Source organism: Herbaspirillum sp. GW822-FHT03A08, assembly GCF_058801885.1.
The window spans coordinates 305,217-320,436 of sequence record NZ_JBXANR010000005.1 but is presented as its reverse complement, the minus strand read 5'-3'; the positions used below and the strand labels follow the sequence as shown (position 1 = coordinate 320,436).

The window sequence follows — 15,220 nt, the reverse complement described above, 5'->3', positions numbered from 1 at the left end:
GTCTCTCTGTTTTACTTCCAGTGTGTACCAGTCAGCTCGGAAAGCAAGGCTGCGACCTTGCTGCGGCTTGGGTGATAGCCGATGAAGACCAGCTCGGATTTATCGGTTTGAGCTGCTGCATGAGCAGTTTCATTTGCAGCCGTATCCGTATTAATCGTCACACGCGTGCGCACGCCTTGCACCAGTTGCGGCCGTTTGCCTTCGAGCGTGCGGACGAAACCTTTGGTGCGCAGGATGGGCTCCGATTTCGCAGCCGCGGCAATCGCCTGCTTCAGTTTGTCCGCCGGCTGCGGCGACTGGCTGCGCAGCGTAAACGACAGCCAGCCCGGATCCTGTTCGTGAAAATGCTTGTGCGTCGCCAGCCCGTGACTGTGCGCACCCAGACCGGAATGCGCATGGCCGTTAAGCCGCGCCTGATCTGCCAGCACGCTGGCGTCAACGCCGGGCATGCGCACATGCGTGTAGGTGTGCTGATGCGCCTGCAAAGTCGGCTGATGCAGCCGCAAGCCCAGCGCCAGGCGGATGTCGAGCTGCGCCTTGTAAGCCAGTTCAAGGAAGCGCACATTGGGCGCGCACGAACGTACCCGCTGCTCGGCATCCAGCAATTGTTCTTCGCCCAGGTCGTCGATCTTGTTGAGCACCACGACGTCGGCATATTCCAGTTGCCGTCCGAACATGTCGGCAATGGCGTTGTCCGTGTTGCTTCCTTGTGCGAACCTGCCGTCCAGCAGCAAAGGCGTATCCACCACCGCCAGCGTGGCATCGAGGATGAAATGCGCCGCCAGCTCAGGCGTCTGCAGGCTTTCCATCACCGCTGTGGGCAAGGCCAGGCCGGAAGTTTCGATCAGCACATGATCGACTTGAGCGCGACGCGCGGCCAACGCCAGCATGGTCGGCACAAAACGATCATCGTCGCCGTAAGCGATCAGGCCGTAAGAGAAATCATGGATGCGCACCTGCTCCACGTCGTCATCGCCGTTGCTTACCGCCCGCATCAGGTCGCCATCGATCGTCGCTTCGCCGAACTCATTGATCAGCAATGCCAGCCGACGCGTCTGGCGACGTTGCACCAGACTGCGCAGCAAAGTCGTCTTGCCGGCGCCGAGGAAGCCGGTGACGATGGTGACGGGGATAGGCTGCGCTTGCGTCATGCGTGTTTGCTTTCTTGCTGCTGCCCACGCAACAACGCCTGCACCTGCTCCAAGGCCTGCTCCAGACTACCCGCCTGCACCGGATAATCCAAGGCCGGACGGCGTACTGTCAGCAATGGAATATTCAAGGCCTTCGCCGCATCCGCCTTGGCGCGATAACCGCCGGCATCGCCGGAGTCCTTGGTCACCACGCAATCGATGTTCCAGTCGTTCCACAAAGCCTGATTGAAGCCCTGCGAAAACGGTCCCTGCATGGCGCAGATACGGCTGCGCGGGATACCGACATCGATGGCGCGCTGGATGAATTCCGGTTCGGCCGTGACGCGCACGAACCATTGTTTCTTGTCCGCTCCGGGTGCTTGCAGGAAGACTGCGATATCTTTCGAACCAGTGGCGAGGAAGATGCGCTCACCCTTTGCCATCGCCTGTTCTGCCGCCTGCTCCATCGAGTCACAGACAAGCGCGTCCCCAGCAGCGTCGACGATGCTGCTCGGACGTTCATAACGCAGATAAGGAACGCCCAGGCTCTGCGACAAGCTCATCAATTGCTGCGACATCAGCGTCGCATACGGATGCGTGGCATCGACCAGCACGCGCGCTTCGTGGCGCAGCAAGGCTTGCTTGCGCGCTTCCACGCCCTGGCGGCCGGCCCAGACCGTGACGCCCGGGCAATCCTGCAAGGCCAGCTCGCCGCCGTATTCGGTGGCGGTCGAGACGACTACCTGATGGCCTTGTCCAGCCAGTTGTCTGGCCAGTGCGTTGCCATCGCTGGTGCCGGCAAAGACCCACACCGCCTGTGACGGCAATGCCGGTTCTTCTGCCGCGACTGCCGATTCGTCATGCCAGTCGTTGTAGCCGCGCGGCGTGAACATGTAGCCGCGCTTGCGCTGGGTGAAACGATTGCCGATGACGATGCTGGTGAGCATGTCGAATTGCAGCGACGGCAACTCATCGAGACGATGGATGCTGACTTCCTGGCCGGGACGATAAGCGTTTTTCACCACGCCGCACAGCGTATGCGGCGCCTTCGATTCCAGCATCAGTTTGAGGATGCGATAGACGCCTTCCTGGCGGCCGGCGCTTTGCACGTTGTACAGCACGCAGGCCAGATCGGCCTGGGCGATATGGCGCGCGCGGCTTTCGATCCACTCCCACGGGCACAGCAGATTCGAAAGGCTCAGCGTAGCGAAATCGTGCGACAGCGGCGATCCCAGCAAGGATGCGCAAGCGTTGGCCGAAGTCACGCCGGGGATGACGTTGACCTGATAGTCGTCGTCTTCTTTCATTTCATCGAAGGCCAGCGCCGCCATGGCATAGATGCCGATATCGCCGCTGGAAATCAGCGCGACCTTCTCGCCGCTGCGGGCTTTGTCGATCGCCAGCAAGGCGCGCTCACGCTCTTGCGTCAGCGGCGGTGTGAAGATCTGCTTGCCTTCGATATGCGAGGCGATCCAGCGCAGATACAACTCGTAGGCCACGATGACGTTGCTGTCGCGCAAGGCGGCAATGGCGCGCGGCACGATCAGATCGCCAAAGCCGGGACCGACCGATACCAGGTTTAAAACTCCACTCATAAAACTGCTTTCTCTTTGATTCTTGGTTATCTACTTACGTTGTTCTGCATTGTCTTGCATTGTCTTGCATTGTTTATTCAATGCTGATCGGAGCATCCGTATCCGGCAAACCGATATCTTCCACCACCGCCACGGTGACGCCGTCGAGCGCCGTCTTCGGCAAGGCCAGCACACCGCGCGGACTGGCGATCAGTGCGCAGGGTTCGCAGACGCCATCGACACCGACATTCTTTTGCACCCATTCCGACGGCGCCGTCACCCAGCCGCGCGCGGCGACGTCCGACGCCGCGATGACGCGCAAGGGCAATTCATTGGCGGCGCAAAAGGTCAGCAAGCCGGGCTCTTCAGCTTTCAGATCTATCGTCGCCACTTCGCGCACGTCGCTTAGCGGACGTCCCAGCAGCGCCAGCGCACGCGTGACGGCGGCGGAGATTTTTTCCACCGGCACGTTCTTGCGGCAACCGATGCCGAGCACCAGCGGTTTAAGGGCTTCCGTTGCGGTCGTCACCACCGGCACGGCGCCGACCACATTGGCGACGCGATAGGCCAGACGATTGCCGCCGCCTTCATGGCCGCCGAGCAGCGACACGGCAAAACGTCCTGCCTCATCGAGCAGCACCACCGCCGGATCGGTCAGCTTGTCTTGCGGCAAACCTTCCAGAAAACGCACCGCAACGCCGCTTGCCGCCAGCATCACCCATTGCCCCTGGTTACGGTAGGAAGCGCGAAATTGCTGCTTTTGCGGAATCCCTGCATTCAGCCATGGCCGATACAGCGTGCCGCCCAGTTGTCCCTGCAAACGCGCCGCCAGCGCTTCGCTCTCCGCTCGCACCAGCCAGATGCCAAGTGTATTTGCCTGAGTGCCTTGCAAGGGAGTGCTCATGATCAGACCTCGTCTCCGGTGGTAACAATTTCCACGGCGTCGGTGGCGTCATTGTCTTTTTTATTCTTTTTGACGACGCGGAACAGATGCGTGAAATCCTTGGAATACAAACTCGATTCGACTTGCCGGCCTTTGTCCAGCGCTGCGCCGACCAGCATCATGGTGGTCAGGTTCCAGGCGCCGCGCTTGGTTTCTTCCAGCACCGTCGCCAGCGTGCCCTGATAGACGCGCTGATCGGGCCAGGTGGCACGATAGACCAGTGTCACCGGCGTGGTATCGGGATAGTGCAGGCGCAGGTCGGTGACGATTTTTTTCAGATGCGGACCGGACAGGAAAATGCACATGGTCGCCTTGTGCTCGGCCAGACGCGCAATCGACTCCAGTTCCGGCACCGCCGAGGCGCGCCCTGAAACACGCGTCAGAATAACGGTCTGCGACACCTCCGGCTTGGTCAGCTCGGCCGTCACTGCCGAGGCGGCGGCCGTGAAGGAGGAGACGCCCGGCACGACTTCATAGGCGATGCCCAATGCTTCCAGCCGGCGCATCTGCTCGGCAGTCGCACCGTAAATGGCCGGGTCGCCGGAGTGCAGGCGAACCACATCAATGCCCTGTTCCTTCGCGCGCTCGTAGCAGGCTTGCTGCTGCTCCAGATCGAGCTGCGCCGTGTCGATCAGTTCGGCGTCGGCGCGGCAATGCTGGAGCATTTCGGTCGGCACCAGCGAACCGGCATACAACACCATCTGCACGCTGCCCAGCAGCCTGGCGCCGCGCAGGGTGATCAGATCGGGAGCGCCGGGCCCGGCGCCTACAAAGTAGACTTTCATAAATTCACCTTCATGCCTGATGCCTCTTTTCCAATGCGGTCTTGCGAATAAGCATGGTCGCCAGATAGCCGCTCACGGCATGATCCCGATCGCCCGCTTCCAGTTCACGCAAATCGTTTGCCAATACTTCACCGTCCAGCCCGATACGGCGGGCAAAGGCGCAGTGTTCGGCGATGCCCATTTCCTTGAGCAAATCCAGCACCCATGGCAGGCGCGCGCCGACTTTCATCAGGACCACGATGTCGTGTGTCTCAATCTCCTGCTGCAATGTCGCCGGATCGTCCGGGCACGGCAGGATCAGGGTGCGCTCCTTGCCCACGCCCAGCGGCCAGTCCAGCGCGGCGGCAGCCGACGCGTAACTGGTGATGCCGGGAAACGTCCGGTGCGGAAAATCCGGCAGCAAATCCTTCAGCGCCGCCAGGATGTAACCGTAGGTCGAATACGTCAGCGTGTCGCCGATGGTCAGATAGGCAACGCTGCGCCCGGCCTGCAATTCGGCGGCGATATCCTGCGCCAGTTGTGCGTAGTGTTCGCGCAGCACGTTGCGGTCGGGGTCCATGTTGAACTCGACTTCGCGTAGCCGCTCCGGCGCGACCGCTACGCCTTCCAGGCATTGCAGCGCGACCGAGGTATCGGCGCTTCGGGCGCGCGGCACGTAGATCAGGTCGGCCTGCTGCAAGGCCTGCATCGCCGCCAGCGGCAGATAGCCTGCCGGACCGGGGCCGACGCCGATGCCCCAGAACATGCCCGGACTCATGGATGACCTCCCAGCAAATTGCCGTCGAGATCGAACAGACGCACCTCGACGCGTTTCACCGACGGCACGCGCACCTGCGCCAGCGCGGCGATGCGCGCCTCGATGTCGCGCCACAAAGGCGCCGAGCCCGGCTCTTCTTTCAAACGTTCGATTGCTGCTTCCACTGTATTTGCACTTTCTATTTCGGCGATCAGCGCCGCGGAAAATCCCAGCGTCGTCGCCAGTTCCGACGCTACCCGGGCGACACCGCCCATCGCCATGTTGCTCTTGCTCGAATGCGTATCCCATACGCCGTCGAGTACTTTGGCCAGCTTGCCGGGATGACCCGCCAGCCACAATACGTCCAACTCTTCGCCTTGCTCAGCCAGGGCCGTCTGCGTGAAATCCAGCGCGTCGCCAAGGAAGTTGGCGATCTGCACGGAGCGCGCTTCCGGCAGGCCCAGCGCGTCACGCGCAAAGGTCCGGCCGATCTTGCCGGGCAGATACGCCACGCAGGCAGCCACGCCATTCGGTCTGCTTTCATCCGCCAAGGCCACGCGGATATACACTTCGATCGAAGCGATCCACGACGCCAGCGACATCGGCTCCACAATGCCGGACGTCCCGAGAATCGAGATGCCGCCGATGATCCCCAGACGCGGATTGAAGGTCTTCTGTGCAATCTTCTGGCCGTCCTCACAACCGATGGCGAGATCGAAACCAGAGCCTATCCTGCCTTGCATGCCCAGTTCTTCCAGTACTTCCTTCACCGCCAGCCGCATCATCTGGCGCGGCACCGGATTGATGGCCGGCTCGCCGACCGCCACGCGTAAACCGGGCTGCGTCGCGGTACCGACGCCGGTCGCCGCCAGGAAGCGAATCTCGCCGATATCGTTGCGCGCCACTTCGGCAAAAATCGTCGCGCCATGCGTGTTGTCGGGATCGTCGCCGCCGTCTTTCAGGACTTCGGCACGCACGCGCCTGCCGTCGGATCCATCAATCTTCCGCACGTCCTGTATCGGCACCAGCAGATAGTGCTTGCCGTCCGGCAGGCTGACTTCCGCCTTGTCGATCATTTCGTCGCGCAACAGCATCGTCAACGCGGCTTTCACCGCCGCGGTAGCGCAGCTGCCGGTCGTCCTGCCGCGCCGCAAGCCGTTCGGGGCCAGCACGGTCAGGTCGAATTCGGCGCGTTCAAGCTCCTGCATTTACTTGCAGCTCCGCTTCCTGTGCAGCGATGACTTGCCCGATCGCGTCGATCATCAAGGCGTTGATCACTGTCGCCGCCCACGGCGATCCGCCGCGCGTGCCGCTGTTGGTGATACGCGGTACTTGCAGGCAACGGCGCAGCTCGTCCTTGCTCTCACGCGTGCCGACAAAACCGACCGGCAAGCCGATCACCAGTTGCGGCCGCCAGCCGTGCTCGCGGATCAGGCGCGTGGTTTCGACAATCGCAGTCGGCGCATCGCCGATGGCGAGGATGATGTCGTTGCCGAATTTTTCCCATGCGCGGCGTATGCCTGCTGCCGAGCGGGTGATGCCCTGCGCCTGCGCCATCAGATGCGTTTCGCGGTCGTGCACGCCGCACCAGGTTTCAACGCCGAGCTGTTCGACCAGTGCCCGCTTGAGGCCGCTCTGCACCATCGTCACGTCGGTCACCACGCGCTTGCAGCGCAGGATGGCGCGAATCCCCGCCTCGATTGCGCCGGCGGAAAAATAGATGTCGTCGACCGCATTGAAGTCGCCGCTGGTATGCACCAGCCGCTGCAGCGCCGTCAGATGCGCCGGCGGGAACATCGACCAGTCGCGGCCGGCGGCGATGATGTCGAAGCTTTCCTTTTCGATCGGGTGCGGCACATACGGTGGGAAATCTGTCTGCGGTTCAGCGGCCAGCGTCTCGCGATTGAGCAAACCACGCACCTGCAAATGATGCGCGCGCTGCGGCTCGCCGATCTGCTCTTCAAAGCCCACGATCTGCACGCGGTATTTGCACAGGCTGCAATTCATGGCGGCACGCCCTTCGACCGCTTCGCGTGCGCGTTCCAGCATGACGTCGGCGACATGCTGATGCACGCCGAGATAGCCGGCCTTCAATACTTCCAGACCCGGCTCGCGCTGCTGCAAGTCGTCGGCGGCGGCATAGATGCGTTTGACCAGCACGCCATCGAACAGGAAGAACGGCAACACGATGATGCGCGCAAAACCGAGCAAGGCCGCTGCACGCAAGCCGTCGGCAACCAGCGGCTTTGCCGTGCCGGAATAGCAGACGTAGACGCCGCCGAAGCCCATGCCTTCTTCCAGCATGCGTGCCAGTTTTGACACTTCGCCATTGGCGTCGGGATCGGTGGTGCCGCGTCCGACCAGCACCAGGCAGGTATCGTCGCGGCGGATGGTTTGTGCGGATTGCGCTTCAGCGGAGAGCACGCGCTCCTGCGCCAGTTGCAGCAATTGCGGATGCAGATTCATCGCCGCGCCGAAGTGAAAATCGATACCGGGATGCTTGCGCGCCAGTTCCAAGACTTCGGTCGGCATGTCGTTCTTGGCGTGGCGTGCCGCCAGCAGTACGCCGGGCACTACCGCCACCTGTTTGCTGCCGGCGGCGAGATTGGCCTCCACCGCTTCGCTGATGGTCGGGCTGGCGAATTCGAGATAACCGTGAGTCACCACGCGGCCTGGCGCACGGGCGCGCACGATCCCGACCAGCGCTTCGAATTCGCGCACGGCGTCGGCATCGCGGCTGCCGTGCCCGGCGATCACGATGCCGTAGCTTGCCGCACTGTCAACACTCTCAACAGCGTTGACTGTACCGCTGACGACATCGGCTGGCACTGCGCTCATGCCGCCTCCGACTTTGCCGGCGGCGGCTCGATCTGGCTGTCCATGGGCGTATGGGTACGAATCAGCATGATGCTCATGTCGGTGAACTCCTTGTCCACGCATTCGGCCAGCGAGCCATGCCACTCGGCGTCGCCGCGCGTGAGGTTTTCCCAGACTTCAGTCGGATGATCGGGCCGCACGCCGTTCTCCAGCAGGTAGGCCGCGATATGGCGCGGCATGAAGGAGCGCGCCGCATCCCACGGACACGGTATCACAATCGCATTGCGGCCGTCATTGAGCACATGCACAAGATGGCGCTTGAACGGCGTCAGGTCGCCGCGGCGGTGGAAGGTGATGAAAGTTGTTTCGTCGAAACAAACCTTGGCGCGCGAGGCCAGAATTTGTGCTGAGGAAATGCCGGGCAAGGTCTCGACCGGATGGCCGCAGGCGCGCTCGACGCGTTCCAGATACTGGAAGCCGCTGAAATGGATGTCTCCCATGAACACCACCACACAGCGCTTGCCAGCGTGATGCGCTGCGGCAACCAGATCGAGCTGGGCGACCTGATCGCGATAGCCCATGAGAATGACTTCCGCCGTCGGCGGAATGATGCTTTGCACGACATTGACGACAGCATCGAAACCCGCCACCACGTCGGCATTGCGAATCAGCTCGGCGCCGCGCTGGGTGAGGTAGCCGATGTCGCCGGGACCTGCGCCTATGCAGATAATCATGTTCTTGTTCCTTGGTTGATTCTTTGATATTTATTGCGTCATGCGGGCGCGAATCGTCAGTGCCAGATTGTCAGCCGTCAGTTCTTCCAGCGTCATGCATTCCGCGCCGAGCGCCTGTGCCAGTTGCGCAGCACGGCCCAGACGGACGTAGCCGGTTTCGGTATCGAGCACCAGTGCAGGTGTGCCGCGTGCTGCCAGTTGCTCGGCCAGCGCCAGCGTCTCGCGCCAGGGATCGCCGCCGTTTTCCAGCGCGACGTTGCCCTTGCCGTCGCTCAGCAACACCAGCAATGGTGGTGCTGTGCCGCTGGATTGTTCCAGCGTCTGCAAGGCCAGTTGCAAGGCGTGCGGCAGTGGCGTACGGCCGCCGGTCGGCAGTTCACGCAGACCTTGTTCGGCGAGATCGACACTGCGTGTCGGCGCCAGCAACACCGAAGCTTTGTCGCCACGGAAGCCGATCACCGCAACCTGATCGCGACGCTGATAGACATCCGTCAACAGCGCCAGCACGGCGCCCTTCACCGCTTCCATGCGCCGTTGCGCGGCCATCGAACCGGAAGCATCGACCACGAACAGAATCAGATTGGCGTTCTTGCCGGCCTTGACCTTGCCGTGCAGATCGCTCTTCTGCAATTGCAGCACACCCTCTTGTCCTTCGGCGGCGCTGCGCAAGACCGCTGAACGCAACGTTGCACCGACCGCAAGACTGGCAGGATTGCTGTCCGGCACGGCACGGATCATGCGGCCGCGCGTTGCATCCGCGGAATCGCTGCGGCGACCGGCGAGCGTGGCGACATTGTTGACCGGCGCCTCGACTTTAAGCTGGCGTGTATTGCCGACGGCTGCGGCAGCAAATACCTGCTGGCTGTCGCCGCCGTCGGTTTGAGTCTCCGATTGATCGCTACTATCGGAAGGAGAATCCGATTGATCCTGAGCATTACTTTCTTGCCGTTCCGGCGGCATTGCTTGCTGCATCAGATCATCAAGCTTGTCCTGATCCAGACCGGGCTGCTCAAACGGCTTGCGGCGGCGGCGATGCGGCAATACCAGTTCAGCCGCGGCACGCACGTCGCCGGGAGTGACCTGCAGACGTCCGTCCAACGCTGCAAACGCACGCGCCGTCTTGTGCATGACGATGTCGGCGCGCAGGCTGGCGACTTCGAATTCGCAGCACAGATGGCTGATCAGATCGAGCAAGGCGTCACTCAAGACGACTTGCGGCAGCAAAGCCTGCGCAGCGGCGATACGTGCGCGCAAGACCTCCTGCTCGTCATTCCATTGCGCGGCGTAGGCAAGCGGATCGGATTCGTAGGCAAGACGGCGGCGCACGACGTCGGCACGCAAAGTCTTGTCGCGCGGCGCAACGACTTCCACCATGAGGCCGAAACGATCGAGCAGTTGCGGACGCAAGTCGCCCTCTTCCAGATTCATCGTGCCGATCAGCGTGAAGCGCGCCGGATGCGACACCGACAGGCCTTCGCGCTGGACCGAATTGACGCCCATCGCCGCGACATCGAGCAGCACGTCGACCAGATGGTCCGGCAAGAGATTGACTTCGTCGATGTACAGAATGCCGCGATGCGCAGCAGCGAGCAGGCCCGGTTGCAAGGCGTTCTTCTCGCCCTTCAATGCGCGTTGCAGATCGAGCGTGCCGAGCACGCGGTCCTCTGTCGCGCCCAAGGGCAAGGTGACGAAAGGTACGCTTGCGGAGATTGTCCTGGCGTCACCCTGGCAAACCGCACATTGCTCCGCAGGCTGGCCCGGCAGGCAATTGAAGGCGCAGCCTGCGACACGTTCGACCGGCGGCAGCACGGCCGTCAGCGCGCGTGCAGCGGTACTCTTGGCCGTGCCTTTGTCGCCACGGATCAGGACGCCGCCCAGCGTGGTATCGACTGCGCACAGCAGCAAAGCGTTCTTCAGTTGCGGCTGGCCGACGATGGCGGAGAAGGGAAATAACGGCGGAAACACGGGAAGACTCATATCAGACTCCGCGCGGGGTTTCGCCACGCGCCTCCAGCAAAGTTTCGCTCTTGAGATAAAGCTGGCGTAAATCTTCCAGCGTCTGCGCCTGCGGCTCGGCCCACATGCCGCGGCTGGCGGCTTCCAGCAGGCGTTCGGCAATGGCGTTCTGCGCCCACGGATTAGCTTCTTCAAGAAAGCGCTGCATGCCGGGATCGAAGGCGTAAGTCTGGGCCAGCTGCTCGTACATCCAGTCGTCCATGACTTGCGCCGTGGCGTCGTAACCGAACAGATAGTCGACAGTCGCCGTCAACTCCAGCCCGCCCTTATAACCATGGCGCTGGATGCTGTCCAGCCACTTCGGATTGACCACGCGCGAGCGGAACACGCGCAAGGTTTCCTGCTTTAGATCGCGGACCTGCGCGCGTGCCGGGTCGTGGCTGTCGCCGAAATAATGGCGCGGCTGCTGGCCGGTCAATGCGCGAATGGTCGCAATCATGCCGCCGTGATATTGCAGGTAATCGTCGCTGTCGAAGATGTCATGTTCGCGGTTGTCCTGATTGTGCAAGGCCACCTGCACGCCCGACAACCGGGTGCGGAAAGCGTCGCGCTGATCGCTGCCCTGCTTGTCGCCGAGCTTGCGCGCATAGGCGTAGCCGCCCCAGTTGATGTAGGCTTCGGCGAAATCAGCATCGGCCTGCCAGTTTTTTTCCTGGATCAGCGGCAGGATGCCGGCGCCGTAGCTGCCCGGCTTTGCTCCGAAGATGCGATAGGCGGCGCGCTCTTCCGCTTCGCCCTTGTCCAGACCTTTACCGATCCACTCGCCCAGTTCCTGCAGGTAATGCTTGCGCACGAAGTTCTGATCGGGCGGCTCGTCCAATGCGATGACGGCATTGACCGCGTCGTCGATCAGGTCGATCAGTTGCGGGAATGCATCGCGGAAGAATCCGCTGATGCGTGTGGTGACGTCGATGCGCGGACGTTGCAGCTCTTGCAGCGACACCACTTCGATGCCGGAAACCTGACGATTGCCGGGACGCCAGACCGGACGCACGCCGAGCAGGCACAGGATCTGTGCAACGTCGTCGCCGTGCGTGCGCATGGCGCTGGTGCCCCAGATGCTGATGGCGACGCTCTCCGGATAAGCGCCGGTTTCGCGCACATGGCGCTCCAGCACTTCGCGCGCCAGTTGCTGGCCAACGCGCCACGCCGATTGCGACGGCACGCTGCGCGGATCGACCGAATAAAAATTGCGCCCGGTCGGCAGGATGTGCGCCATGCCGCGCGTCGGTGAGCCGCTGGGGCCGGCAGGCACGTAGCCGCCTTCCAGGCCGAGCAGCAGATTGCCGATCTCGTCGCCGGCGCGATGCAGATTGGGCAGCAACTGCCGGCATGTGAAATCGAGGACGCGGCGCAAGGCTGCGAATTTGTCCGTCGGGGACTCTGCAACAGAGGCCTTCACGACGGGCGCAGTTGCAGCTGTAGCTACAGCCAGTGGTAGCGGTCTGGCGCGCACCTGCATCTTCATCTGCCCCAGCATACTGCCGGGCTGCCGCATGGAAGCGGTTTGCAAACGCGGCTTGTCGATGCTCAGATCACCGAACAGGGAATGCAGGATGCCGTCGACGGCGTCGGCTTTGTAGCCCTTGTCCTGCAGCGCCTGCATCAGACGAACGCACAACGTGTCGATGGCTTCGATAGCGTCGGCACGCGTGACGACAGCTCGATCGGCGATGCGCGCCAGGGCGCTGTCGACATTGAGACGCTGCCCCTTGTTCTCCAGCAGCATGTCGAGCCTGAGTCCGAACAGGCGCGCCATTTCTTCCTGCAAACCGGGGATGTCCTGATTCGGCAGACGCGTCAGTGAGACCAGCATGTCGGGCATCTGTGCCTCATCCGGTGCGCGGCCAAGAATATGCAGGCCGTCGCGGATCTGCGCTGCCCCGAGTTCGCACAGATAGCCATCGAGGTCTTCGATCAGATGGGCGACGTCGGAGCCGCCCATGCCGCTCAGCGCTTCGGGCAATTCACCGTCGTGGCTGTGGTCGTGCGGATGGTCGTGATCGTGGTGGTGTCCATGCGCGTGCTCATGTGCATGATCGTGTCCGTGGGCATGTCCGTGATGATGCCCATGTTCATCATCATGATCGTGATCATGATGGAGCAGCTTCATCTGCAGATCGCTGTCGAGATTGGTCTGTTTGACCAACTCCCAGATCTGCTGCTGCAGCAGCGGCAGCTTGGAGGGATCCAGCACTTCAACCTGGTAATACTCGTCGACCAGCTGCGTCAATTGCGCCAGTGCGCCGTAGCTGTCGGCGGTGGTCATCGGCGGCGTCAGGTGATCGACCACGACCGCGTGGCCGCGCCGTTTGGCCTGCGAGCCTTCGCCCGGATCGTTGATGATGAAGGGATAGAACAGCGGCATGTCGCCCAGCAGTGCATCGGGGAAGCAGTTCTCCGACAGGCCGACGCCCTTGCCCGGCAACCATTCCAGCGTGCCGTGCTTGCCGACGTGGACGATGGCGTCGGCGCCCCACTCGTCGCTGAGCCAGCGATATAGCCCGTAGTAATGATGCGTCGGCGGCAGATCGGGTTGATGGTAGATCGCATCCGGATCCATGCCGTAACCGCGCGGCGGCTGCAAGGCGACAAAGGCATTGCCCAGTTCGACGCCGGCGAAGGCCAGATGGTTGTCATGGACGTAAGCGACGCCGGGCGCAGCGCCCCATTGCGCTTCCATCTTTTGCTGCAAGACGTGCGGCAGCTCGGCGAACCATTCGGCGTAGCGTTCCGCCGACACACGGCCGACGGCGTGCTGCAATTGCTCACTGGTCAGATAGGTGTTGTCGTAGGAGCAGCGATCGACCAGCGTATGGATCAGCGCACTGCCGCTCTCGGGCAGATCGCCGACGGCGTAACCGGCGTCACGCATCGATTCCAGAATGCGCATCAACGAGGCCGGCGCATCGAGGCCGACGGCGTTGCCGATCTGCGAGGCCTTGCTGTTGGAGTTGGTAAAGATGAAGGCGATGCGCTTGTCGCCATTGCCGAGTGCGCGCAGACGCGCAAAACGCGCCGCCAGCCCGGCGATGCGTTCGACGCGGTCGGCCACCGGATGGAACTCCACCACGTCGCCCGACAAGCCCGTTGCCTGTGCCTTGAACGACAGCGGTACGCTGATGATGCGGCCGTCGAATTCCGGCAGCACCACGTTCATGGCGGCGTCCAGCGGGTTCATGCCGCGCGTGGAGACTTCCCACTGATCCTGCGTCATGCCGCTGGTCATGGCTTGCAGCACGGGGACGTTGAGCTTCTCCAGCACGGACACCGACCAGCCGGCAGGCGTCGGGCCGCCCGGCGTGATTTCGCCCATGGCGAAGGAGGTGGTGTTGATCAGGACGTCCACATGTGCGCCCTGCTCTCCCGAGAAATAGCTCAGCGCGGCCGGCAGATCGGAATCCGCCGCCGAGGTGCGCAGCGACGCAGTGAAAATCGGCAGTACGTCCATGCCGCGCTGCTCCAGCGCCGTCACCAGTGCATCGACGAAGCGCGTGTTGCCGCTCATCCAGTGCGCGCGATAGAAGATGATGCCGACGGCAGGTTTGCGGCGGCCTGCGACGTCGATACGCAAGCGAAGCCAATCCGAGATGCCGGCATCCTGTTCCAGATCCGGATGATAGATGCCGTGATCGGGCAAAGCCACTGCCGGGTCGTAAGCAAATCCGGTGAGCAGCAAGCGGTCCGATACGAAACGTAAAAACTGCGCCAGATTGACGCTGCCGCCGCCATGAAAATACGCCAGCGCCTCGCGCAGCACATCGGCCGGTACGGTCGACACCGCCGCCAGCTCCGCATCTGGTTCTCCGGTGCCGCTCAGCGCGATCAGATGGCGTCCCTGGCTTTGCGCATGGCGCAGCAGGTCGGCAAAACCGGCGACGCTGCCGAGACGGCCAAGGATGCGCAGCACGATGATGTCGGCGTCCGCCAGCTCGTTCTGCAACAACTCGCTCATGCGTGTTTCGTTTTCCACGCCTTGCAGATTGACACCTATCGTCGCTGGAAAGTCTTCCGGCAATTGCGTCAACGCGTGATGAAGAATGGCGAGATCGGTGGAGGCATGCGTCAGCACCGCAATCCGTGCAGATGGCGCGAATGGTGTGGCGACGGATTGTGTTGCCTGGTCAGACATTTTCCGGCTCCTCGGGATTGACGTCGCCGCTGCCGAGGCGGTGAAAAATCAGATCAGTGACTTCCTGGCCGCCTTCGAGATGCTCGGCCACCACGCGTTCAATCGCGGCTGCATCCTCGCAGCGGTACCAGACGCCTTCGGGATACACCACCACTACCGGCGCCTGCGCCTTGCAGGCCACCATGCAATGCGTGCGGGTGCGCTTGACGCGCAGTTCTGGACGCGCATCGATCTGCTCGCCGAGGACGGCGAACATGGCTTCGGCCAGCACGCCGTTTTCGGTGCAGCGTGGGCCGGTGCACATCAGGACGTGCCGGTGGTGGGTTCTCATAGCATTTCTTTACTGGCTAAAA

At 62.4% G+C, this 15,220-nt stretch carries 11 protein-coding genes; all 11 read right to left on the bottom strand.

Going from position 1 to position 15,220, the window contains the following annotated elements:
• Window positions 1–11: 11 nt before the first annotated feature.
• The 11 genes from AC1RN6_RS17610 to AC1RN6_RS17560 all read right to left on the bottom strand — a co-directional run bounded on the left by AC1RN6_RS17610 (window position 12) and on the right by AC1RN6_RS17560 (window position 15,198).
• Window positions 12–1,151 (bottom strand): CobW family GTP-binding protein, encoded by a 1,140-nt coding sequence (locus AC1RN6_RS17610; RefSeq protein ID WP_493006739.1) that lies wholly within the window; start codon window positions 1,149–1,151, stop codon window positions 12–14.
• Complete coding sequence (gene cobJ, locus AC1RN6_RS17605; RefSeq protein ID WP_493006738.1) at window positions 1,148–2,725, bottom strand: precorrin-3B C(17)-methyltransferase; 1,578 nt, start codon at window positions 2,723–2,725, stop codon at window positions 1,148–1,150. The genes AC1RN6_RS17610 and cobJ overlap by 4 nt, the downstream gene beginning before the upstream one ends.
• A 73-nt stretch (window positions 2,726–2,798) precedes the next feature.
• A complete protein-coding gene (locus tag AC1RN6_RS17600) occupies window positions 2,799–3,608 on the bottom strand; it encodes a cobalamin biosynthesis protein (protein ID WP_493006737.1) in 810 nt (269 codons plus the stop codon).
• Window positions 3,609–3,610: 2 nt separating this feature from the next.
• Entirely contained in the window at window positions 3,611–4,432 is an 822-nt protein-coding gene (gene cobM / locus AC1RN6_RS17595) for a precorrin-4 C(11)-methyltransferase (protein ID WP_493006736.1), read from the bottom strand.
• A 10-nt stretch (window positions 4,433–4,442) separates the two neighbouring features.
• On the bottom strand, window positions 4,443–5,189 hold the full coding sequence (gene cobI / locus AC1RN6_RS17590; protein ID WP_493006735.1) for a precorrin-2 C(20)-methyltransferase: 747 nt from the start codon (window positions 5,187–5,189) through the stop codon (window positions 4,443–4,445).
• Complete coding sequence (cbiD, locus tag AC1RN6_RS17585) at window positions 5,186–6,376, bottom strand: cobalt-precorrin-5B (C(1))-methyltransferase CbiD (RefSeq protein ID WP_493006734.1); 1,191 nt, start codon at window positions 6,374–6,376, stop codon at window positions 5,186–5,188. The genes cobI and cbiD overlap by 4 nt, the downstream gene beginning before the upstream one ends.
• Window positions 6,363–8,006: a precorrin-8X methylmutase gene (locus AC1RN6_RS17580; RefSeq protein WP_493006733.1), complete on the bottom strand. Its 1,644-nt coding sequence runs from the start codon at window positions 8,004–8,006 to the stop codon at window positions 6,363–6,365. The genes cbiD and AC1RN6_RS17580 overlap by 14 nt, the downstream gene beginning before the upstream one ends.
• On the bottom strand, window positions 8,003–8,719 hold the full coding sequence (locus AC1RN6_RS17575; RefSeq protein ID WP_493006732.1) for a cobalt-precorrin-7 (C(5))-methyltransferase: 717 nt from the start codon (window positions 8,717–8,719) through the stop codon (window positions 8,003–8,005). The genes AC1RN6_RS17580 and AC1RN6_RS17575 overlap by 4 nt, the downstream gene beginning before the upstream one ends.
• Before the next feature lie 30 nt (window positions 8,720–8,749).
• The gene (locus AC1RN6_RS17570; RefSeq protein WP_493006731.1) at window positions 8,750–10,696 is read right to left on the bottom strand and encodes a putative cobaltochelatase; all 1,947 of its coding nucleotides are present in this window, start codon (window positions 10,694–10,696) and stop codon (window positions 8,750–8,752) included.
• Window position 10,697: 1 nt separating this feature from the next.
• Window positions 10,698–14,867, bottom strand: a complete 4,170-nt coding sequence (locus tag AC1RN6_RS17565; RefSeq protein ID WP_493006730.1) for a cobaltochelatase subunit CobN — start codon at window positions 14,865–14,867, stop codon at window positions 10,698–10,700.
• Window positions 14,860–15,198, bottom strand: coding sequence for a (2Fe-2S) ferredoxin domain-containing protein (locus AC1RN6_RS17560; RefSeq protein WP_493006729.1), 339 nt, complete (start codon window positions 15,196–15,198; stop codon window positions 14,860–14,862). Before AC1RN6_RS17560 ends, AC1RN6_RS17565 begins: the two co-directional genes overlap by 8 nt.
• Window positions 15,199–15,220: the final 22 nt, after the last annotated feature.

Excerpts from the sequence above, each read along its gene's own strand:
- AC1RN6_RS17610 (WP_493006739.1), bottom strand. The coding sequence starts at position 1,151 with ATGACGCAAGCGCAGCCTATCCCCGTCACCATCGTCACCGGCTTCCTC.
- cobJ (WP_493006738.1), bottom strand. The coding sequence starts at position 2,725 with ATGAGTGGAGTTTTAAACCTGGTATCGGTCGGTCCCGGCTTTGGCGAT.
- AC1RN6_RS17600 (WP_493006737.1), bottom strand. The coding sequence starts at position 3,608 with ATGAGCACTCCCTTGCAAGGCACTCAGGCAAATACACTTGGCATCTGG.
- cobM (WP_493006736.1), bottom strand. The coding sequence starts at position 4,432 with ATGAAAGTCTACTTTGTAGGCGCCGGGCCCGGCGCTCCCGATCTGATC.
- cobI (WP_493006735.1), bottom strand. The coding sequence starts at position 5,189 with ATGAGTCCGGGCATGTTCTGGGGCATCGGCGTCGGCCCCGGTCCGGCA.
- cbiD (WP_493006734.1), bottom strand. The coding sequence starts at position 6,376 with ATGCAGGAGCTTGAACGCGCCGAATTCGACCTGACCGTGCTGGCCCCG.
- AC1RN6_RS17580 (WP_493006733.1), bottom strand. The coding sequence starts at position 8,006 with ATGAGCGCAGTGCCAGCCGATGTCGTCAGCGGTACAGTCAACGCTGTT.
- AC1RN6_RS17575 (WP_493006732.1), bottom strand. The coding sequence starts at position 8,719 with ATGATTATCTGCATAGGCGCAGGTCCCGGCGACATCGGCTACCTCACC.
- AC1RN6_RS17570 (WP_493006731.1), bottom strand. The coding sequence starts at position 10,696 with ATGAGTCTTCCCGTGTTTCCGCCGTTATTTCCCTTCTCCGCCATCGTC.
- AC1RN6_RS17565 (WP_493006730.1), bottom strand. The coding sequence starts at position 14,867 with ATGTCTGACCAGGCAACACAATCCGTCGCCACACCATTCGCGCCATCT.
- AC1RN6_RS17560 (WP_493006729.1), bottom strand. The coding sequence starts at position 15,198 with ATGAGAACCCACCACCGGCACGTCCTGATGTGCACCGGCCCACGCTGC.